The sequence below is a fragment of the Mycobacterium sp. Dal123C01 genome (assembly GCF_052566995.1).
Genome location: NZ_CP199580.1, coordinates 5,701,626 through 5,720,868, shown reverse-complemented (window position 1 = coordinate 5,720,868; position 19,243 = coordinate 5,701,626). Strand labels below are relative to the sequence as shown.

At 65.0% G+C, this 19,243-nt stretch carries 21 protein-coding genes; 12 read left to right on the top strand and 9 right to left on the bottom strand.

Going from position 1 to position 19,243, the window contains the following annotated elements; all coding sequences use genetic code 11:
- Positions 1 to 99: 99 nt before the first annotated feature.
- From ACTXG5_RS26740 to ACTXG5_RS26730, 3 genes are all read left to right on the top strand, one after another.
- Entirely contained in the window at positions 100 to 1,377 is a 1,278-nt protein-coding gene (locus tag ACTXG5_RS26740) for a helix-turn-helix domain-containing protein (protein WP_445161646.1), read from the top strand.
- Between the two features lie 462 nt (positions 1,378 to 1,839).
- A complete protein-coding gene (locus ACTXG5_RS26735) occupies positions 1,840 to 2,415 on the top strand; it encodes an HdeD family acid-resistance protein (RefSeq protein ID WP_445161645.1) in 576 nt (191 codons plus the stop codon).
- A gap of 359 nt (positions 2,416 to 2,774) precedes the next feature.
- Complete coding sequence (locus tag ACTXG5_RS26730) at positions 2,775 to 3,665, top strand: cyclopropane mycolic acid synthase family methyltransferase (protein WP_445161644.1); 891 nt, start codon at positions 2,775 to 2,777, stop codon at positions 3,663 to 3,665.
- Positions 3,666 to 3,667: 2 nt separating this feature from the next.
- On the opposite strand, the gene ACTXG5_RS26725 is transcribed toward ACTXG5_RS26730, so the two are convergent.
- Positions 3,668 to 4,891 carry a PucR family transcriptional regulator gene (locus ACTXG5_RS26725; RefSeq protein WP_445161643.1) on the bottom strand — a complete coding sequence of 408 codons (1,224 nt, stop codon included), beginning with the start codon at positions 4,889 to 4,891 and terminating at the stop codon, positions 3,668 to 3,670.
- Between the two features lie 142 nt (positions 4,892 to 5,033).
- Here ACTXG5_RS26725 and ACTXG5_RS26720 point away from each other — a divergent pair, with 142 nt between their 5' ends.
- Genes ACTXG5_RS26720 through ACTXG5_RS26705 form a run of 4 tightly spaced genes read left to right on the top strand, consistent with a single transcriptional unit; the run spans position 5,034 to position 10,277 of the window.
- Positions 5,034 to 6,545 carry a long-chain-fatty-acid--CoA ligase gene (locus ACTXG5_RS26720; RefSeq protein ID WP_445161642.1) on the top strand — a complete coding sequence of 504 codons (1,512 nt, stop codon included), beginning with the start codon at positions 5,034 to 5,036 and terminating at the stop codon, positions 6,543 to 6,545.
- 2 nt (positions 6,546 to 6,547) lie between these two features.
- Entirely contained in the window at positions 6,548 to 8,257 is a 1,710-nt protein-coding gene (locus ACTXG5_RS26715) for a PHA/PHB synthase family protein (protein WP_445161641.1), read from the top strand.
- Positions 8,258 to 8,262: 5 nt separating this feature from the next.
- Entirely contained in the window at positions 8,263 to 9,099 is an 837-nt protein-coding gene (gene phaZ / locus ACTXG5_RS26710) for a poly(3-hydroxyalkanoate) depolymerase (protein ID WP_445161640.1), read from the top strand.
- Positions 9,096 to 10,277 (top strand): acyl-CoA dehydrogenase family protein, encoded by a 1,182-nt coding sequence (locus tag ACTXG5_RS26705; RefSeq protein WP_445161639.1) that lies wholly within the window; start codon positions 9,096 to 9,098, stop codon positions 10,275 to 10,277. Before phaZ ends, ACTXG5_RS26705 begins: the two co-directional genes overlap by 4 nt.
- 6 nt (positions 10,278 to 10,283) lie before the next feature.
- On the opposite strand, the gene ACTXG5_RS26700 is transcribed toward ACTXG5_RS26705, so the two are convergent.
- Both ACTXG5_RS26700 and ACTXG5_RS26695 read right to left on the bottom strand, forming a co-directional pair.
- Positions 10,284 to 10,772 carry a YbaK/EbsC family protein gene (locus ACTXG5_RS26700; RefSeq protein ID WP_445161638.1) on the bottom strand — a complete coding sequence of 163 codons (489 nt, stop codon included), beginning with the start codon at positions 10,770 to 10,772 and terminating at the stop codon, positions 10,284 to 10,286.
- A 1-nt stretch (position 10,773) separates the two neighbouring features.
- Positions 10,774 to 11,622: an SDR family oxidoreductase gene (locus ACTXG5_RS26695; RefSeq protein WP_445161637.1), complete on the bottom strand. Its 849-nt coding sequence runs from the start codon at positions 11,620 to 11,622 to the stop codon at positions 10,774 to 10,776.
- 305 nt (positions 11,623 to 11,927) lie between these two features.
- Between ACTXG5_RS26695 and ACTXG5_RS26690 the strand changes: the two genes are divergently transcribed.
- On the top strand, positions 11,928 to 12,590 hold the full coding sequence (locus ACTXG5_RS26690) for a sigma-70 family RNA polymerase sigma factor (RefSeq protein ID WP_445164612.1): 663 nt from the start codon (positions 11,928 to 11,930) through the stop codon (positions 12,588 to 12,590).
- Positions 12,587 to 12,883: a mycothiol system anti-sigma-R factor gene (rsrA, locus tag ACTXG5_RS26685; RefSeq protein ID WP_445161636.1), complete on the top strand. Its 297-nt coding sequence runs from the start codon at positions 12,587 to 12,589 to the stop codon at positions 12,881 to 12,883. Before ACTXG5_RS26690 ends, rsrA begins: the two co-directional genes overlap by 4 nt.
- A 31-nt stretch (positions 12,884 to 12,914) precedes the next feature.
- On the opposite strand, the gene ACTXG5_RS26680 is transcribed toward rsrA, so the two are convergent.
- Positions 12,915 to 12,989 (bottom strand): 50S ribosomal protein bL37, encoded by a 75-nt coding sequence (locus ACTXG5_RS26680; protein ID WP_108637559.1) that lies wholly within the window; start codon positions 12,987 to 12,989, stop codon positions 12,915 to 12,917.
- A gap of 214 nt (positions 12,990 to 13,203) precedes the next feature.
- Here ACTXG5_RS26680 and ACTXG5_RS26675 point away from each other — a divergent pair, with 214 nt between their 5' ends.
- Positions 13,204 to 13,419, top strand: a complete 216-nt coding sequence (locus ACTXG5_RS26675) for a biotin/lipoyl-binding carrier protein (RefSeq protein ID WP_445164611.1) — start codon at positions 13,204 to 13,206, stop codon at positions 13,417 to 13,419.
- A 49-nt stretch (positions 13,420 to 13,468) separates the two neighbouring features.
- Positions 13,469 to 14,971: a sensor histidine kinase gene (locus ACTXG5_RS26670; RefSeq protein WP_445161635.1), complete on the top strand. Its 1,503-nt coding sequence runs from the start codon at positions 13,469 to 13,471 to the stop codon at positions 14,969 to 14,971.
- Between the two features lie 61 nt (positions 14,972 to 15,032).
- On the opposite strand, the gene whiB1 is transcribed toward ACTXG5_RS26670, so the two are convergent.
- Together whiB1 and ACTXG5_RS26660 are read right to left on the bottom strand one after the other, a co-directional pair.
- Entirely contained in the window at positions 15,033 to 15,287 is a 255-nt protein-coding gene (gene whiB1, locus ACTXG5_RS26665; protein ID WP_067205475.1) for a transcriptional regulator WhiB1, read from the bottom strand.
- Between the two features lie 285 nt (positions 15,288 to 15,572).
- Complete coding sequence (locus ACTXG5_RS26660) at positions 15,573 to 16,538, bottom strand: diacylglycerol/lipid kinase family protein (RefSeq protein ID WP_445161634.1); 966 nt, start codon at positions 16,536 to 16,538, stop codon at positions 15,573 to 15,575.
- Positions 16,539 to 16,659: 121 nt separating this feature from the next.
- Here ACTXG5_RS26660 and ACTXG5_RS26655 point away from each other — a divergent pair, with 121 nt between their 5' ends.
- A complete protein-coding gene (locus ACTXG5_RS26655) occupies positions 16,660 to 17,088 on the top strand; it encodes a hypothetical protein (protein WP_445164610.1) in 429 nt (142 codons plus the stop codon).
- Here the strand turns inward: ACTXG5_RS26655 and ACTXG5_RS26650 are convergent.
- The 3 genes from ACTXG5_RS26650 to ACTXG5_RS26640 are packed head-to-tail and all read right to left on the bottom strand — an operon-like array spanning position 17,040 to position 19,221.
- Complete coding sequence (locus tag ACTXG5_RS26650) at positions 17,040 to 17,522, bottom strand: GNAT family N-acetyltransferase (protein WP_445161633.1); 483 nt, start codon at positions 17,520 to 17,522, stop codon at positions 17,040 to 17,042. The two genes, ACTXG5_RS26655 and ACTXG5_RS26650, sit on opposite strands and share 49 nt — an antisense overlap.
- A complete protein-coding gene (locus ACTXG5_RS26645; protein WP_445161632.1) occupies positions 17,519 to 18,619 on the bottom strand; it encodes an isochorismate synthase in 1,101 nt (366 codons plus the stop codon). The genes ACTXG5_RS26650 and ACTXG5_RS26645 overlap by 4 nt, the downstream gene beginning before the upstream one ends.
- Complete coding sequence (locus ACTXG5_RS26640) at positions 18,616 to 19,221, bottom strand: acid phosphatase (RefSeq protein ID WP_445161631.1); 606 nt, start codon at positions 19,219 to 19,221, stop codon at positions 18,616 to 18,618. The genes ACTXG5_RS26645 and ACTXG5_RS26640 overlap by 4 nt, the downstream gene beginning before the upstream one ends.
- Positions 19,222 to 19,243 lie beyond the last annotated feature (22 nt).

Genomic DNA, 19,243 nt, shown 5'->3' with positions numbered 1-19,243 from the left:
AGATCCGCGCGGGTGTTGTCGCCGGAAGACAATGTTGCTTGGCAGGCTGACCCGGCAATTTGCCCGCCATCGTGGGCGGCGAGGTCTACCGTCAGGAGCGTGGTGAAGACGCAGTTGGACAGCGACGTTGAGGTCAGCCGCCACGTCGCCAAGACCGCCGAACTATTGCACAATCGGCTGGCAGAGCTGTCGTCGGTCATGCACCGCTTCCTGGAGGATCAGATCCCGGAACTGCCCGACGACGAACGGTTAATGGACCTGCTCGGGGCCAGCGTTGAGGGAAATGTGGATACCGTTCTGCGTGCGCTGCGCTACGACATCGCGGTGGAGCGGGTCGAGGCGCCGACCGCGGCGCTGGAGTACGCCCGGCGATTGGCACAACACGGGGTGCCCGTCAACGCGCTCGTGCGCGCCTATCGGCTCGGTCAGCGGCTGATGAATGAGCTGGTCTTCGCCGAAGTGCGGGCGCTCGATATCTCCGAACAGACGAGATACACGGTCATCGAAGCGATTAGCGCCACCCTGTACGAATACATCGACTGGATCTCCCAACAAGTCGTCGTGGCCTACGAAGATGAACGTGAACGCTGGCTGGAGAACCAGAACAGCCTTCGTGCCCTGCGGGTGCGGGAGATCCTTGCCGCAACCAAGCCCATCGACGTGGATGCGACCTCGACGTCGATCCGCTATCCGCTGCGGTGGCACCACCTTGGGCTCGTGATGTGGTACCCCGACGCGAGCGCCGAGGGCAACGAACTTGCCCGGCTGCAAAGGTTTCTCCGTGAACTGGGCGACGCCGCCGGTGCGGCCGGCGGCGCGCTCTTCATCGCCGCCGATCGGACCTGCGGATGGGGGTGGCTGCCCTACCGTGCCGCGCCGGCTGATGCGGCGGCCAAGGTTCGCCAATTCGCTCTCGCGAGACCGGATTCCCCGAGTGTGGCGATCGGTACGGTAGCCGGCGGCATCGAGGGTTTTCGCCAGTCGTACCGGGAGGCCGAAAGCGCCCGCCGCGTCGCGGTGGTCGGCAAGCGGGAACCGACTGTGATTGCGGCGACCGACCCCGGGGTGTCCATTGCGGCGCTGCTCAGCGGCGACGTCGGCGATACCTGCGCATGGGTCACCAAGGTGCTGGGTGACCTCGGGGGCGACGACGAGAACGACGCGCGGCTGCGGGATACGTTGCGCGTATATCTGGGTTGCGGCTCGAGCTACAAGACGGCGGCCGAGGAACTCAATCTGCACTTCAACACGGTGAAGTATCGCGTCGGCCGTGCGGTGGCCCGGCGCGGCCGCGAGATCGACAGCGATCGGCTCGACGTCGAACTCGCGTTGCTGATCTGCCATTGGTATGGGATCACCGTTCTACAGCGCAAATAACGGGTTTCGGGAAGTTAGCCGCGACGCGGTCCTGGGTGGCTGGCTGCGCTTGGTCCGGTGAGCCAGTGGACAGTGGTGATGATCGCCGGCAGAAGGACGGGGGCGAGCACGATCAGGAGGATGAGTATGGGCAGGAACATGGTTTCACCTAATTTTCTCCGCAACGCGGTGTGGCCGGAATGTGTTGTGATACTTGGTGATTCGATCCAACGGACTGAATCATCAGGTTCACCGCAAAACGTACCGACTCCACTGGGGTCCGCTCATGTCCTGAATCGACCAACTTGCGGCGCGGTTTTGTCTTCGGGCGACAAATGGGTCACGCGGGAGCGCTCTTAGCGGGCGGCCGCGCACCATACCTCAGCGATATCGGCCGCCCATTGTTCGCTGTACCTGTGGGCGATGCCGAATTGTGTTGCCACGGACATTTTCTTTTCATCAATTGTGGCTAATGATATGGAGATGACTATTCGCGACGACACCGTTTTCGAAGGTCCTCTTGGGCGGCTTGCCCGCAGTGCATGGCAAGTGCTTCTCGTCACCGGCATCCTGGCGATTGTGCTGGGTGTCATCGTGCTGGCCTGGCCAGGTCGGACACTGTTTGTGGCAGGTGTTCTGTTCGGCATCTACCTGGTGGTTTCCGGAGTCGGCTACGTCTTCGCCTCCTTCGGCTCGCACGCCGGCGCCGCGATGAGAGTGTTGACTTTTATCACCGGCATCGTGTCGCTGGTTTTGGGATTCTTCTGCTTCCGCGAAGAATTCGAGGCAGTCACGCTTTTGGCGATCTGGATCGGCATCAGCTGGCTGTTCCGCGGGATGACGCTGCTTGCCGCGGCGTTGTCCTTCGACCATCTGCCCGGCCGCGGCTGGCAGGTGCTGTCCGGGCTGGTCATCGTGGTTGGTGGCGCCGTTCTGATCGTCTCGCCGCTTCGCTCGATCGCCGTCCTGACGCTGGTCGCCGGCTGCTGGCTGATCGCCATCGGCGTCGTTGACGTGATCAGTGCCCTTCAAGTTCGCAGCCGCGCGAAGGCTGCCTGACCTAGCTACGGAATCCTTTGGAACACAACGTCGGTCGCGATGCGGCCGACGTTGTGTGATTGAAGCCAACCCGGGCGACGCGTGCCGGGTGGGAAAGCAAACCCGGTCGTCGTCACGGGTGTCCTGCGCTGCGTGCCCGGACGGTTTGCTGGATGCACGGGGCCGGTGGCCGGTCTTCGACGGTGTCCGGGCTGATGAGAGTGATGGTTGACTGCCGCTGACGCAGTTGTGGACGCGGTCAATCCAGTTTGCTGCACGTGCACTGGGTGGGACGCTGCAACGGGCTATATAGACTGGAAGGCCGGAAATCTATCGCGTGCCGTAAAGCCCAGTTAATCCCCGATCTCAAAGGTTGTGCCTTGTCCTCAAAGAAAAGCGAAACTCCTGGCCTGAAGCCGCATTTCGAGGACGTACAGGCGCACTATGACCTGTCCGACGACTTCTTCGCGCTTTTCCTGGATCCGACGCGGACCTACAGCTGCGCCTATTTCGAGCGCGATGACATGAGCCTGGAAGAGGCGCAGATCGCCAAGGTCGACCTCTCGCTGGGCAAGCTCGGACTGGAGCCCGGCATGACGCTGCTCGACATCGGATGCGGATGGGGCACCACCATCATTCGCGCGCTGGAGCGTTACGACGTCAACGTCGTCGGCCTGACGCTGAGCCGCAACCAGCAGGCCCACGTCCAGCGGCGTCTTGACGGGCATCCGTCCGCGCGAAGCAAGCGGGTGCTGCTGCAGGGCTGGGAAGAGTTCGACGAAAAAGTCGACCGTATCGTGTCGATCGGGGCTTTCGAGCACTTCGGGCGTGACCGCTACGACGACTTCTTCAAAGCCGCCTACGACGCGCTCCCGGCCGACGGCGTGATGATGCTGCACACGATCATGAAGCCCAGCGATGAGGAGTTCGCCGAGCGCGGGCTGCCGATCACCATGACCAAATTGCGGTTCATGAAGTTCATGATGAACGAGATCTTCCCTGGTGGAGACCTTCCACAAGCCAAGGGCGTCGTGGAGCACGCCGAGCGCACCGGCTTTAGCGTCAAGCTCGTCCAGCAGCTGCGTCTGCACTACGCCCGCACTCTCGACCTGTGGTCGGCGGCGCTCGAGGCGCACCGCGACGAGGCCATCGCGATTCAGTCGCAAGAGGTGTACGACCGGTACATGAAGTACCTGACCGGTTGCGCGGACCTTTTCCGCGAGGGTTACACGGAGGTTGCGCAGTTCACCCTCACCAAAGGTGACCGCTAGGCCTAGGGCAGTCGCCGCTCGACCTCGAAGGCCAGGCAGAGCTCGGCGACGTCTTTGGGCCGGGACAGCGACCGGCCGGCCAACTCCTCAATGCGGTGCAGCCGGTGCCGCACGGTATTGGGATGGCAAAAGACCTTCTTTGCTGTGTCGTTGGCCGAGCCGCCCGCCTCCACCCAGGCCTGAAAGGTATCGAGCAAGACGATCCGTTCCTCGGCGGGCAGCGCGTTCAGCGACCCTAGTACGGACGACCTGATCGTGGTCATGACCTCCGGGGCGCTCACCGCCGCGATTGCCAGGGGGGAGTCGTCGAAAACGGCGACCAGTGAGTCGTCCAACGGCTTTCCGGTGACCGCCAATCGGGCGAATCGCAGCGCGTCGCTGGTTTCGGCCAGCTCGTGAAACGGCGGACTGATGCCGACTCGCGCGGTCGCGACGTGGCGGAGCACCTCGACAACCTCGCCGAGGGCGGCTGGCGTCGCGTGGCCCCGCAGATGGACGATGCCGACCTGTAAGTCGGGCAGCAGTCGCCACGCTGACCGGATGTCGCGTACGGAGAGCTTATTTTCGATTGTCGGCAATCCCAGCTTTCCGATCGCGGGCAGCTCCGCCGCCACGACGACATAGGGCCCCGAGGTGGGTAGTCGCAGTAGATCTGCTGCCTCCCATAGGCTTTGGCTGTCGGTAATCCTGTGTGACAGCAGCGCTTCCACCAACGCCGACCGCTCTTCCTCCCGCTCGAGGATCTGTGCTGTCAGTTGTTGGCGGTAGGCATTGCTCATCGCCTGGGTAAAGGTTTCTTGAGCGAGGAAGACCCGTGCGGTGGCGTCCAGTATCGAGTCGGTGGGTATTGCCGCGGCGCGCGCTGCTGCGATGGTCTGCTCCCACATGAACCGGAAACCGATCCGGTAGGCAGTCATGACTGCCGGCAGTGGCACCCCGGCGAGGGCGCGGGCGGTGCCCGTGTATTCGGCAGGGGACACGTCGACATCTGCATCGCCGGCGAGCGAGTCGAAGATGAACGTCACGTTCGCCACGCAACTTTCGGTGACTTGCTCTTTCGTGACGACGGTGCCGTCGCGGTAGGCGTCGATCTCTCGGCAGAGTAGATCCGCCATCGCCTTTCCCAATTTCGGGGCGCGGGCCAGCATGAGTTTGCCGAGCTCGACGATGTGCCGATCGCCGCCGGCGGTCCGCCGGGCACCGTCAGTTTCCGATGCGAGGCTCATACCCGAAACCCTATTCCCGGGAATTGCTGATGTGAATGGTCACACCGAATCGGTCCACGTGTTGTTTTCAGCGACATTGTCCTGCGTAGACGCCGGAACGACGATAGAAACAGCAACACCGCACATTTTCGAAAGGCCCCTCATGACCGCTCTTAGCACCAATCTCATCGCATCGAAAGATCGCCACCCCGATCGCGTCGCACTGCGCTGCGACGACTTGCAGTTCACCTTCGCGGAACTCGACGACGCAGCCGCGCGAGTGGCGACGCTGCTGGAGCGAGCGGGCATAGAACCGGGCGACCGGGTGGGGATCATGTTGCCCAACACTCCGGCATTCGCGATCGCGTTCTACGGCATCATGTACCGAGGTGCCGTCGCGGTTCCCATGAACCCGTTGCTCAAGGCCCGCGAGGTGGCCTACTACCTGTCCAACAGCGGCGCCAAGGCGTTGTTCGCGAGTCCCGCCTTCGCCGCCGAGGCCACCGCCGGTGCCGCCGAGGTGCGGGCGAGATGCTGGGTCGTCGACGACGCAAAGTTGGCCGAACTGACCGCCGACCTGCCTGCCCAAGACGCACCGGTGCAACGCGACGATGACGATGTCGCAGTCATTCTGCACACCTCCGGAACCACCGGTAAACCCAAAGGCGCCATGCTCACCCACGAGAATCTGGGCCGCAACGCCGAAGTCAGCGTCCACACCCTGGTCCAGACCGGGCCGGATGACGTGGTGATGGGCTGCTTGCCGCTGTTCCACGTCTTCGGTCTGACCTGCGGGCTCAACGGCTCAGTCCTGTCGGGCGCCACGCTGACGCTCATCCCTCGGTTCGACCCGCGCAAGGCGCTCGAGGTGATCGAGCGCGACGGCGTCACGGTGTTCGAGGGGGTGCCGACGATGTATTCGGCGCTGCTCAGCGTGGCGGCAGAGGCCGCCCCCGAGGCGACGCGGAGTCTGCGGACCTGTGTCTCCGGTGGCGCGGCGTTGCCCGTCCAGGTTCTTAACGATTTCGAAAAGGCTTTTGGTTGCACCGTTCTCGAGGGCTACGGGCTCTCCGAGAGCTCCCCGGTGGCCGCGTTCAACCACCCGAACCGGCCGCGCAAGGCGGGCTCCATCGGCACCCCGATCGAGGGTGTCGAGATGCGGGTGGTCGACATGGACGGAGTTGCGGTACCGCAAGGGGATACCGGCGAGATTCAGATCCGCGGCCACAACGTGATGAAGGGCTACTGGAACCTGCCCGAAGCCACCGAGGCCACGATCACGCCGGACGGTTGGTTGAACACCGGCGACGTCGGGCGCATCGACGAAGACGGCTACTTCTACATCGTCGACCGAACCAAAGACATGATCATTCGCGGCGGCTACAACGTTTACCCACGCGAGATCGAGGAGGTGCTCTACGAGCACCCGGCGGTGGCCGAAGCCGCCGTCATCGGCATGCCGCATGACTCCCTCGGCGAGGAAGTCGGTGCAGCAGTCTCCCTCAAGAAGGGGGCTGCGGCCACAGCCGACGAGCTGCGCGAGTACGTCAAGGCCCGGGTGGCCGCATACAAGTATCCGCGCCGGGTTTGGCTCGTCGACGCCCTGCCCAAGGGGCCGACCGGCAAGCTGCTCAAGCGCGAAATCACCATTCCGACAAGTGAAAGCAAAAAGTGACCATGGCTAAATCGCCCAATCCCCCCAATGCCGTTGCCAAAGCCGACGAGCTGGCGGCACCGCTCGACCTGCTGCTGACCAGCGCCACCAAGCCATTCGCCAGCCGAATGATGCCGAATGCCACCTGGGCCCGCTTCGGCGCCAACCTCGCGCAGCACCCGGGCGCGGTGGCCGACCGGGTTGGCACCCTCACTCGTGAACTCGGCGCTATCGCAGTGGGCAAGTCCCACCGCGCCCCGGCGCGGGTCGACAAGCGCTTCAGCGACCCCGCCTGGCAAGAGAATCCGCTGCTGCACCGAATCATGCAGGCCTACCTGGCCGGCGCCGAGACCGCAGAAGGCCTCCTCGACGACGCGCAGCTGGATTGGCGCGACAGCGAGAAGATGCAGTTTGTCATGGACAACTTCGTGGAGGGCCTCGCGCCCACCAACAACCCGCTGATCAGTCCGCTGGGCTGGAAGGCGCTGATCGACACCGGCGGCCTGAGTGCGGTTCGGGGCGCGAAAGCCTTTGCCCGGGACATGCTTTCGAAGCCCCGCGTACCGGCGATGATCGAGCCCGACGCCTTCGCGGTCGGGGAGAACGTGGCCATCACCAAGGGCGCGGTGGTGTTGCAAACCTCGATGTTCGAACTGATCCAGTACGCACCGCAAACGCCCAAGGTGCGCACCATTCCGTTGCTGATGGTGCCGCCGGTGATCAACAAGTACTACGTCATGGACATCGCTCCTGGGCGCAGCATGATCGAGTACTTCGTGCAGCAGGGCCAACAGGTGTTCGTCATCTCGTGGCGTAATCCGCAAGCCCGCCATCGGGATTGGGGATTCGACGCCTACGGCGCGGCGATCATCGAGGCAATGGATGCGGTGCAGAAGATCGCCGGCACCGACAGCACCCACCTGCTGGCTACCTGCTCGGGCGGCATCCTGGCGGCGATGACCGCGGCCCACCTCGCCGATATCGGCGAGGGCGATCGGGTCGCCGGCCTCAACCTGGCGGTCACCGTGCTGGACGAGACCAAGGCCGGCTTCGCGGCCGCGGCGATGAGCGACCGGGCCGCGCAGGCGTCCATCCGAGTGTCGGGCCGCAAGGGCTACCTCGACGGGCGCGACATGGCGGAGATCTTCGCGTGGTTGCGGCCCACCGACCTGGTGTGGCGGTACGTGGTGAACAACTATGTGCAGGGCCGCAAGCCGGCGCCGTTCGACGTGTTGTTCTGGAACGCCGACACCACCCGGATGGCCGCCGGTCTGCACCGCGACATGGTGCTGATGGGCCTGCACAACTCGCTGGTCACTCCCGGCGCCGTCAGCATGCTTGGCAGCCCGGTCGATCTGGGCAAGATCACGTCGGACGCGTATGTCATCGGGGGCGTCGCCGACCACATCTCGCCGTGGCAAGCCACCTATCGCAGTGCCCGGCTGCTCGGCAGCAAGGACAACCACTACGTGCTGTCGACCAGTGGTCATATCGCGGCGCTGGTCAACCCGCCCGGCAACCCGAAGGCGTCGTACCGGACCGGCCCGGTCGATGTGGAAGATCCTGAACAGTGGTTGGAATCGGCGCAGAAGTCCGCCGACTCCTGGTGGCCGCACTACGTGGCCTGGCTCGCCGAGCGCAGCGGCTCCGAGGTTGACGCGCCGAAAGCTCTTGGTGGCGAGGACCTTCCGCCCCTCGGTCCGGCCCCGGGTAGTTATGTGATGGAGAAGTGAGAGCCATGGGCCGGCTGACATCGGTGAGCACTATTGGCGAACATCGATATATCAGCGCAGGCGGTCAACGGATCCGAGTGAACGTGCGGCCCGGGATCGGCGTGCCGCTGGTGCTCTGTAATGGCATCGGGGCCAGCCTGGAAGTGCTCGATCCGCTGGTGGAGCAGTTGGATCCGGATTTGATGGTGGTCAGATTCGACGTTCCCGGTACCGGGGGATCGCCCACATCCATTGCCCCCTACGGGTTTCCCTACCTGGCCTGGGTGCTGGGTCGGGTGCTGACCAAGCTGGGAATCGGCGTGGTGGATGTACTCGGCCTGTCCTGGGGCGGCGCCCTTGCCCAGCAGTTCGCCTTCCAGAATCCGCGCCGCTGCCGGCGCCTGGTGCTGGCGGCGACGGGCACCGGCCTGCTGATGGTGCCCGCTCACCCGCGGGTGCTGGCGAAAATGGCTACCCCGCGCAGGTTCTCGGAACCCGGCTATGCCGCGTCGATTGCCGGCGAGCTGTACGGCGGTACCGTCCGCGCGCACGGTGAAGATGTCGCGCAACTGTTCGTCCGGCAGTTGCACGCGGGTTCCAAGCTGGGCTACCTGCACCAACTGCTCGCGGGGTCGGTCTGGACCAGCCTGTTCGCGCTGCCGGCAGTACGACAGGAGACATTGATCGTGGCGGGCACCGATGACCCGATCATCCCGGTGATCAACGCTCACATCATGCGCGCACTGCTGCCCCATGCACGGCTGCACCTGCATTCCGGCGGGCATATCGACCTCGTGCACAACGCGCCTGAACTCGCGCCCGTCATCGAGGAATTTCTGAACGAGCCCGGAGAAAGACCATGAGCCGCAACGACATCGACACGTCGGATTTCTACTCGTACGAGTATCTGCTCACCGACGACGAGCGCCACCTGTTGCATGCGGTGCGCAAGTTCATGAAGACCGACGTGGCGCCCGTCCTCCTCGAACATTGGTCTCGCGCGACGTTTCCGCTCGAGGTGGTGCCGGGGATGCGCGCGCTGGGTCTTGCGGGCTTGCCGTACCACGGTGCCGGCTGCGGCGGGCGCCGCTATCTGCTCGACGGCATGATTGCCATGGAGCTGGCCCGCACGGACTGCTCGATCGCCACATTCAACGGGGTGCACGGCGGATTGGCGATGGGGTCGATCTATCTGTGTGGGTCCGACGAGCAACGCGAGCGGTTCCTGCCGGCGATGGCGCGCTACGACAAGATCGGCTCGTTCGGGCTCACCGAACCGGAGGTCGGTTCGGGGGCCTCGGGTGGGCTGCAGACGACGGCGCAGCGCAACGGGGACACCTGGATCCTCAACGGTCAAAAGAAATGGATCGGCAACTCGACCTTCGGGGACCTCACTGTCATTTGGGCCAAAGACGTCGCCGACGGGCGGGTGAAAGGCTTCGTGGTGGAAAACTCGTCGCCGGGGTTCACCGTCGAGAAGCAGATGCACAAGATCGCGCTGCGAATCGTCCAGAACGGTCTGATCACGCTGGACAACGTGCGCGTCGACGAGTCCGATCGGCTGCAGCGCGCCGATTCCTTCAAAGACACCGCCGAGGTGCTGCGGATGACCCGCGCCGGGGTGGCGTGGATGGCGGTCGGTTGTGCCATGGGCGCCTATGAGAACGCGCTGGCCTATGCGTGTAGCCGACGCCAGTTCGGCAGACCGATCGGCGGATTCCAACTGGTCCAGGACCTGCTGGTCCGGATGCTCGGCAACGTCACGGCGTCCTATGGGCTGTGCGTGCGGCTGTCGCAATTGCAGGATGAAGGGCACGCCGAGGACCGGCACTCCTCGCTGGCGAAAGCCTTTTGCACCGTACGGATGCGGGAAACCGTGGGCTGGGCGCGCGAACTGCTCGGCGGAAACGGAATCCTGTTGGAGCACAACGTGGGCCGCTTCGTCGCCGATGCCGAAGCGATCTACTCCTATGAAGGAACCCGGGAGATGAACACGCTCATCGTCGGGCGCTCGCTGACCGGCCTCAGTGCGTTCGTCTAACGCCCGCTATGCCTGAATGTCCGCGGTGACCGCACCGGTCACGCGAATCAAGTCCTGCGGGGCCACCGCGACATCCCAGCCACGGCGACCGGCGCTGCAGAACACTCGCCCGCAGGCGAGCGCACTGGAATCGATGACCGTCGGCAGCGGCTTGCGCTGACCGAACGGCGATACCGCACCGACCAGGTAACCGGTGGCGCGCTGTACGACCGCGGGTTCGGCCATGGCCGCTTTGGCCACCCCCAACGCGGCGGCGGCCGCCTTCAGCGAAAGCCGGGCGGACGCTTGCACGATCGCGACGGCCAGCCCCGGGGGCACCGCGATAACCAACGTCTTGTAGATCTGCTCGGGCGCGATGTCGCCGGCCCCGGTCAGCGCGTTGACCGCTTCCACACCGAACGAGTGCTCCCGCGGATCGTGGTCGAACTTCACGACCTCGTGCGGTACGCCGGCCTTGGTGAGCGCTGCGAGCGCCGGCGTCGCTGCGCCGGCCACGTTATGACCCGGTGTACCCCGGCGGGTTGACGCCGTCCACCCAGAAGTCCTCACCGAGCTTGGAACCGGGGATGCAGTCGTAGACCGACAGGTCGGTGACGCCGGACTCGAGCAGCACGTCCTCGCATAGCAGCGTGTTGCCGGTGTACTCCTTGGACGGCTTGTTGAGGACGACGTAGGCCGCGTCGGAGTAGACCTCGGGCTTGCGGGCCCGTCCCATCGCCTCTTCGCCGCCGAGCAGGTTCTGTACCGCGGCGGTGGCCACCAGCGTGCGCGGCCACAACGTGTTGGAGGCGATGCCCTCTTCGCGCATCTCCTCCGCGATTCCCAGCGCGCACAGCGTCATGCCGAACTTGGCCATCATGTACGCCGTGGGCTTCAGCCACTCCTGGCCGAGCAGCACCGGTGGGGACAGCGTCAGGATGTGCGGGTTCTCCCGGCCCTTCATATGAGGGATACACGCCTGGGAGACGGCATACGTGCCACGCACCTGGATGCCGTTCATCAGGTCGAACCGCTTCATCGGCACCTCGGTGATGGACCCCAGGTTGATCGCCGACGCATTGTTGACGCAGATGTCGATGCCGCCGTACTGCTCGACGGTCTTGGCCACCGCGGATTCCACGGATTCCGGGTCGCGGACGTCCCCAACGATCGGCAGGGCCTGACCGCCGGCTTCCTCGAGCTCCTTGGCGGCGGTGTACACGGTTCCCGGCAGCTTCGGATGAGGCTCGGCGGTCTTGGCGATCAGGGCGATGTTGGCGCCGTCTTGCGCGGCGCGTTTGGCGATCGCCAGGCCGATACCGCGACTCGCGCCGGAGATAAACATGGTTTTGCCATTCAGGGACATGGCGTCACATTAACGCCCTGCTCGCTCCGGCTGGATTGCGGGACCGCGCCGATCGAGCGTCGGGACAGGAAATAGCGCGTCGGCTGACGCTGTTGATTCTGTCGGTCTCTGAAACGCATGTAAGCGGCCCGGCAGGACCCTGTCGGTCGCAGCCTTTAGATTGGGAGGAGGATCTGGTGTCAACGGCGACGAGCCTGTTAGGCAATTCAATAGGCGACGAGCAGTTGGCTCGCTTTTTTGCGAGTCCGGCGTCGTTAGCGGTGTTGCCCAGCGACGCTGCAACGGAAGGGACCGTGTTAAACGAGATGGCCGACCTCAAAGATGGCCCAGACGGAGTGACCGGTTCAGACGACGCCGAGCCCATGCCGGTTCAAGAAACCGATGCGGAGTTGACTGCGCGCTTCGAGCGCGACGCGATTCCGCTGCTAGATCAGCTCTACGGCGGTGCGCTGCGCATGACGCGCAATCCCGCCGACGCCGAGGACCTGCTCCAGGAAACGATGGTCAAGGCTTACGCAGGATTTCGGTCGTTCCGGGCCGGCACCAACCTCAAGGCGTGGCTGTACCGGATTCTGACCAACACGTACATCAATAGCTACCGCAAGAAGCAGCGCCAGCCTGCGGAATATCCGACCGAAGAGATCACCGACTGGCAGTTGGCCGCCAACGCGGAACATACCTCAACTGGGCTGCGTTCGGCCGAGGTCGAGGCTTTGGAGGCGCTGCCGGACACCGAGATCAAAGCGGCCCTGCAGGCGCTGCCGGAAGAGTTCCGGATGGCGGTCTACTACGCCGATGTCGAGGGTTTTCCTTACAAGGAGATCGCCGAAATCATGGACACACCCATCGGGACGGTAATGTCCCGGCTGCATCGCGGCAGACGTCAGCTGCGCACCCTGCTGGCCGACGTGGCCAAGGAGCGCGGCTTCATCCGGGGCCCCCAGACGCACGAGGAGGTGTCGTCATGAGCGAGTTTTCGCCCGGTGACCCCTCAGCAGCTGCCGAGCCGCGCACAAAGGCTGAGTGCGCCGAATTGATCGCCGAGGTATGGACGCTCCTCGACGGTGAATGCACGGCCGAGACTCGGCAAAAACTCAAGAAGCATCTCGACGAATGCCCGCCATGCCTGCAGCTCTTCGGGATCGAGGAGCAGTTCAAGGCGCTGTTTGCAACCAAGTGCAGCGGCGAGAAGGCTCCCGAAAGCTTGAGAGAGCGCCTGCGGATCGAGATCCGCCGCACCACGATCATTCGGGACATCTAGCAACGCCTCGCGCGAGCGCGGCTACCAGGGGTTAGGCGTTGGGCCGCTTGCCGTGGTTGGCCTTGTTGTACTTGCGGTCACGCTTCTTACGGCCACGTTTAGCCATGGGGAGAACCTCCGTCGTTCGTTCATGATCCGGGCGCTGGGCACCCGTCAGGTTGCTGACCAGTCTCTCATGGCTGCGCCCGCCGTGTTTCACCCCACCGGCGCGAGGCCGCGCGCCGCGGTGCCCGATGATGTTGTGGTTCGATATACATGAGCTTGATGGAAGCCCGGATCAGCAGCCGGCACGCGGAATGGCCGAAACGAGTGGGGTGAACATGGCCGAGGATGTTCGAGCCGAGATCGTGGCCAGCGTGCTCGAAGTCGTTGTCAGCGAGGGCGACCAAATCGGCAAGGGCGACATCGTGGTGCTGCTGGAGTCGATGAAGATGGAGATTCCGGTCTTAGCCGAAGTCGACGGCACGGTCAGCAAGGTGAGTGTGTCGGTGGGCGATGTCATCCAGGCGGGCGACCTTATCGCCGTGATCAGCTAGCCGTCGAGCGCTTCGTACATCCGGCCGTGGGACGACGCGGGAGTATTTGATGTCCACTCTCGGTGATCTATTGGCCGAACACACCATGCTGCCCGGCAACGCGGTCGACCACCTGCATGCGGTGGTCGGGGAGTGGCAGCTGCTGGCCGATCTGTCGTTCGCCGACCACCTGATGTGGGTTCGCCGCGACGACGGCGTGCTGGTATGTGTGGCGCAATGCCGGCCGACCACCGCGCCCACGGTTCTGCAGGCCGATTCGGTGGGTAGCGTCGTGGCGCCCGAGCGGCTACCGCTGGTCGCCGAAACCTTCGCGTCGGGCACTCCTCAGCTGGAAACCAATGCAAGCCAAGAACATTCGTGGCAACTTCCCGGGCGGCACGCCACGGCCTCCCCGGTGCGCTATGCCGACCAGGTGGTGGCCGTGCTCACCCAGCACCAAACCACGATGGCAGCACACGAACACTCAGGCCACCTGGAGACCGCGTACCGCGAATGCGCCGCCGATCTCGTTCACATGCTGGCCGACGGCACCTTTCCCGACGTACGCGACGTCGCGATGTCGCGTTCCACGCCCCGAGTGGGCGACGGATTCATCCGCCTCGACGTCGACGGCGTGGTCGCCTACGCCAGCCCCAACGCCCTGTCGGCGTATCACCGGATGGGCCTGACGAGCGAGCTGGAGGGCCACAACCTCATCAGAATCACCCGGCCGCTGATCTCGGACTCGTTTGAAGCACAAGAGGTGGCCGAGCATGTGCAGGATTTGCTGGCCGGCGGCAAGAGCATGCGGATGGAGGTCGATGCCGGCGGTGCCACGGTGCTGCTGCGCACGCTGCCGCTGGTCGTGCACGGCGCCAGCGCGGGCGCGGCATTGCTGATTCGTGACGTGACCGAGGTGAAGCGCCGGGACCGGGCCCTGATCTCCAAGGACGCCACGATCCGGGAGATTCACCACCGGGTGAAGAACAATCTGCAAACGGTGGCGGCCCTGCTGCGCCTACAGGCCCGACGAACGGCTAACGCCGAAGGCCGTGAGGCGCTGATCGAATCGGTGCGCCGGGTGTCGTCGATCGCCTTGATCCACGACGCGTTGTCGATGTCGGTCGACGAGCAGGTGAACCTCGACGAGGTCATCGACCGGATCCTGCCGATCATGAACGACGTGGCCTCGGTGGACAGGCCCATTCGGATCAACCGGGTCGGTGACCTCGGCGTGCTGGACTCCGACCGCGCGACGGCACTGATCATGGTGATCACCGAGCTGGTGCAGAACGCGATCGAGCATGCGTTTGACCCCGCGGCCCAGGAAGGGTCCGTGACGATCCGCGCCGAACGCTCGGCGCGCTGGCTGGACGTCGTGGTGCACGACGACGGGCGCGGACTGCCCGAAGGGTTCAGTCTGGAGAAATCCGACAGCCTGGGTCTACAGATCGTGCGGACCTTGGTGGCGGCGGAGCTGGACGGCACGCTGGGGATGCGTCAAGCGCCCCAAACCGGCACCGATGTGGTGCTGCGGGTTCCAATCGGCCGCCGGTCCAGGTTGCTGCTGTAAATGCCCACGCAACAGCGCGGCCCCGACACATTGTCGGGGCCGCGCTGTCTACTGACTGGGGTCAGACTCCGCTGCGGGCCTTCGTCCGGGCGTTGCGGCGCTTCAGTGCGCGCCGCTCGTCTTCGCTCATACCGCCCCACACGCCGGAATCCTGACCTGTGTTCAGGGCCCAGCTGAGGCAATCGGTGGTCACCGAACACCGATTGCAGACCAGTTTCGCGTCAGCGATCTGTGCGAGCGCCGGGCCGCTATTCCCTACCGGGAAGAACAGCTCCGGATCCTCGTCACGACAGACCGCCTTGTGGCGCCAATCCATAAGTAGCTACTCCTCACTATGTGCGCAGCATCGCGCACTGGCGTTATTCTTCGGCTCTTAACGCGTGCATGGGCAAGGGTCCGTTCGGTACCCCCACATCAATCTCTGCATGCAACCTTTCGATCGTTTCACAGGCTCAACAGATGTCAATAGCGTGAGTTAGCGCGTGTGCTATCTCACTTTGATAAAGCCGTAGCCAAGCCCTAACTCCGTTGTACTACACTCGCCGGTTACTCTGCCGAGAATATTTTTCCGGCAGATTGTGAGGCTCGGCGTCTCCGCAGGTCAGGCGTGTTTATTTTGAGGCGGCGCCGCCACCGCGAGCGCATCGGGCACGGCGCGGAACGTCATGGAATCGCGGAGCCCGAGGTACTCCCCGTCGTACTGGCTGGCGACCGGCTCGCCGCTGCAAGTGATTCGCAGGCAAGGCGTGTCGTCGTCGCGCACAAGCTGTTTGGCTTCCGGGTTCGGGCGCTTCGAGAGAATCTGGCTGAGTAATCGGAGCGTGGGAAACACCTTCATGCTGGTGACCGCGAACACCCCAAGGCCCGACTCGAAGCTGCAACCCGGGTTGGTCACCAACGGGCGGCTATTGCTGTAGGTCCACGGAGTTGTGTTGGACACCCAGGCGAATTGCACGCCGGAAACGGGATCGCGGCCGGGTAATTCCAGCGTCATCTCCGGTGCGCGGCGGCGGTAGCCCAAAGTGGCGGGCACGGCCACCCGCCAATAGCGCAACGGCGTGACTTTGACGCCCTTGTTGCGTTGCGCTTCCACCGCGGCCACCACTTCGGCATCGACGCCCATACCGGCGTTGATCACCGCCCACTGCTCGCCGCAGTCGATCAGGCTGATGCGGCGCCAGGTCTGGTGCCGGCGGTAGTCGTCGATCAGCTGGATGAGTTGGTTGGTCGCCGCGACCGGATCGCGGGAGATACCCAGCGACCGTGCCAGCACATTCGCCGAACCGCCGGGCACCACCGCGATCGCGGGGACATGCCCCGACCGCGTCGAACCAGGACGGCCCAGCAAGCCGTTGACGACCCCGCTCACCGTGCCGTCGCCGCCGTGCACGACGACCAGGTCCACCCCGTCCTCGGTGGCCGCTTGGCCGAGCTCGGTGCCGTGGCCGTGGTGGTTGGTGTGCTCGACCGTGAGCTCGAGGCGGCTCTTGAGTGCATGGGCCAGCAGGTCGCGGCCGGCGGGCGTGGTGGAAGTGGCTGTTGGGTTCACGATCAGCACGGCTCGCATGACGCACGAGCTTATGCGGGACGGTTAAGGCTGCGCTGTGGGGGAACCGCCCGCTCGGAAGGGAAAGCCGGGTGGCCGTGGCTACGCTGACGCTGTGAACCGCGTCCCCCGCAACCGGGCGATACCACCGCCCCCGTCTGCCGTTCGTGGGGCCGGATTCGTCGTCGCGGCGCAGGGGCTGGCCGCACTGGTGATGGCCGTTGTCCTAGTGGTGCGCGCGATCGCCGGAGCAGACCAGCGGGTGGTCAACGGTGTGGGTACCGCGCTTTGGTTCCTGGTGATCGGCGGCGTGGTGGCGGCTGCCGGACGCGCGCTGGTGGTCGGCAGGCGCTGGGGTCGCGGGCTGGCCGTGTTCACCCAGCTGCTCCTGCTGCCGGTGGCCTGGTACCTCGCGGTGGGCTCGCATCAGTGGGCGCTGGGCGTTCCGGTGGCCATCGTGGCGCTGACGGTGTTGATCTTGTTGTTCAGCCCTACCGCCCTGCGCTGGGCCGCCGATGGCGATCAGCGCGGTCCGGCCAGCTCGGCCAGTGGCGGCCCGGACAGCCGATAGGTGGTCCACTCACGTTGCGGTTGTCCGCCGAGCCCGTCGTACAGTGCGATCGCGTCGGCGTTCCAGTTCAGCACCGCCCACGACAACCGGGTGTAGCCGTTGTCGACGCATTCACCCGCCAGGGCCGCGAGCAGTGCGCGGGCCAGGCCGCGGCGGCGAAAGTTGGTCCGTACGAACAGATCTTCGAGGTAGATGCCCGCGACGCCGTCCCACGTGGAGAAGCTGACGAACCACACCGCCATCGCGGCGACCTCGCCGTCAACTTCGGCGACATGTCCATACGCCGTCGGGGAATTGCCGAAAAGTGCTGTGGATATTTGCTTTTCGGTGACCGTGCATTGATCGGCGGCGTGCTCGAATTCGGCCAGTTCGTGAATCATGGCGGTAATAGCGGCGGCGTCCCCGGGTGTGGCGCGGCGGATTATTTCGCTCACTGCTCAACTCCCAGCGCGCTAAGTATCGTGGCGAATTTCGATGTCGTTTCGTCAACTTCGTCGTCGGGATCCGATTCCGCGACAATGCCGCCGCCCGCATGGGCCAGTGCCGTGCGGCGATCGGCCGACAGCTGCGCACAACGGATGGACACCACCCAGTAGCCGTCGCCCTTGGCATCGCACCAGCCCGCCGCTCCGGCGTAGAAACCGCGATCGCCCTCCAGTTCGGCGATGAGCGCGGATGCGGCCTCGGCGGGCACCCCTCCGACCGCCGGGGTGGGATGCAGTGCCAACGCCAAATCAAGTGCAGTGGTTGATCTATCGTGCAGCCGGCCGCTGATCGGCGTGCACAGATGCCACACCGCCGCGGTGCGGCTCAGCGCAGGCTCGGGCGCTATGGTCAGCTCGTCGCACAGTGGTTCCAGGGCGGCCCGCATCGTGTCGATGACCAACTGATGCTCGTGACGGTCCTTGGCGGAGGCGGCCAGCGCGGCGCCGTTGGCGGCGTCGACTTGCGGATCCGCGGCGCGTGGGGCCGAACCTGCGAACGGCTGACAGCTCACCCGGTCGCCGAAGCGCGCGACCAGAAGTTCCGGGCTGGCACCCACCAGGGCCGCACCCGCGTAGTCCGCCCCGGCAGCGGTCAGGTCGACCAGATAGCAGTAGGCCGCCGGGTCGTTGGCGATGAGCCGGCGCACGATGACGCGGGCGTCCAGCGCGCCATCGGCGGCCAGCTGCAACGCGCGGGCCAGCACCACCTTGCTCAGTGAGGGGTTGGGTGCGGTCAACTCATCTCGTGCGCGGCTGATCCGGACGCGGTAGTCGGCCGGCGGCGGGACGGCGGCCGTGATGCGCACGGATGGCAGCGGGCCCGTCGGCCAGTCGGGTGACCCGTCAGTGCGCAGCACCGTGTTCGGCACCAGCAATGCGGCGGGCCCGTTCACGTCGAAAGGTAACGCGCCCAACACTATTGGAGCGGATCCCGAGATCAGCGCGGCTTGTGCGGCGGCCACGTCGCTGTAGCTCGTCCGCACTCCTTCGCCAATCAGCGTGCCTCGCGGGCCGCACAGCGCGAACGGCGGCTGGACCGAGCTCACCCTGCCGCGATCGGCTGACCGGTCAGCCCGAGCGCGAGGAGCTGTCGTATCCCATGCTCGAAGCCGCACATCGCGATCGAGGCGGTGCGCATGCCGAATCGGCGACCCTCCACGAGCGGCAGCTCGACCCAGCGCGTGATCACCGCACGGGAAAAGTGACCGTGGCTGACGAAAACCACGTCGTGCGATTCCAGGTGCTGCAGCGCCATCGCGATCGCCCGGTCCGCGCGCTCGCTGACCTGCGCGACACTTTCACCACCGGGGCAGCCGTGTGTCCACACCAGCCAATCGGGGACCGTTTCCCGGATCTTTTCGGTTGTGACGCCTTCGTATTCGCCGTAATCCCACTCGGCGAGCAGCGGCGAGATCTCATCGACGGTCAGGCCCGCCAACTCGGCAGTGACCAGGGTGCGCTGGCGCGGGCTGCTGATCACCAGGGGGTTGTCGAGGCTCAGCCCGCTCAGCACACCGCCGGCCTGCTTGGCCTGCGTTCGGCCGTTCTCGGTCAGGTCGATCTCGGTGCTGCCGGTGTGCTGGCCCGATAACGACCACTCGGTCTCGCCGTGACGAAGCAACAGCAGTCGGTGGTTGTGCAAGCCCATGTCGACTGATTCTGCCTGAGGA

What these genes read in the sequence shown, in the direction of transcription:
- ACTXG5_RS26735 (WP_445161645.1), top strand. Translation starts at nt 1,840, where the DNA reads ATGACTATTCGCGACGACACCGTTTTCGAAGGTCCTCTTGGGCGGCTT.
- ACTXG5_RS26725 (WP_445161643.1), bottom strand. Translation starts at nt 4,891, where the DNA reads ATGAGCCTCGCATCGGAAACTGACGGTGCCCGGCGGACCGCCGGCGGC.
- ACTXG5_RS26720 (WP_445161642.1), top strand. Translation starts at nt 5,034, where the DNA reads ATGACCGCTCTTAGCACCAATCTCATCGCATCGAAAGATCGCCACCCC.
- ACTXG5_RS26715 (WP_445161641.1), top strand. Translation starts at nt 6,548, where the DNA reads ATGGCTAAATCGCCCAATCCCCCCAATGCCGTTGCCAAAGCCGACGAG.
- phaZ (WP_445161640.1), top strand. Translation starts at nt 8,263, where the DNA reads ATGGGCCGGCTGACATCGGTGAGCACTATTGGCGAACATCGATATATC.
- ACTXG5_RS26705 (WP_445161639.1), top strand. Translation starts at nt 9,096, where the DNA reads ATGAGCCGCAACGACATCGACACGTCGGATTTCTACTCGTACGAGTAT.
- ACTXG5_RS26695 (WP_445161637.1), bottom strand. Translation starts at nt 11,622, where the DNA reads ATGTCCCTGAATGGCAAAACCATGTTTATCTCCGGCGCGAGTCGCGGT.
- ACTXG5_RS26690 (WP_445164612.1), top strand. Translation starts at nt 11,928, where the DNA reads ATGGCCGACCTCAAAGATGGCCCAGACGGAGTGACCGGTTCAGACGAC.
- rsrA (WP_445161636.1), top strand. Translation starts at nt 12,587, where the DNA reads ATGAGCGAGTTTTCGCCCGGTGACCCCTCAGCAGCTGCCGAGCCGCGC.
- ACTXG5_RS26675 (WP_445164611.1), top strand. Translation starts at nt 13,204, where the DNA reads ATGGCCGAGGATGTTCGAGCCGAGATCGTGGCCAGCGTGCTCGAAGTC.
- ACTXG5_RS26670 (WP_445161635.1), top strand. Translation starts at nt 13,469, where the DNA reads ATGTCCACTCTCGGTGATCTATTGGCCGAACACACCATGCTGCCCGGC.
- whiB1 (WP_067205475.1), bottom strand. Translation starts at nt 15,287, where the DNA reads ATGGATTGGCGCCACAAGGCGGTCTGTCGTGACGAGGATCCGGAGCTG.
- ACTXG5_RS26660 (WP_445161634.1), bottom strand. Translation starts at nt 16,538, where the DNA reads ATGCGAGCCGTGCTGATCGTGAACCCAACAGCCACTTCCACCACGCCC.
- ACTXG5_RS26640 (WP_445161631.1), bottom strand. Translation starts at nt 19,221, where the DNA reads ATGGGCTTGCACAACCACCGACTGCTGTTGCTTCGTCACGGCGAGACC.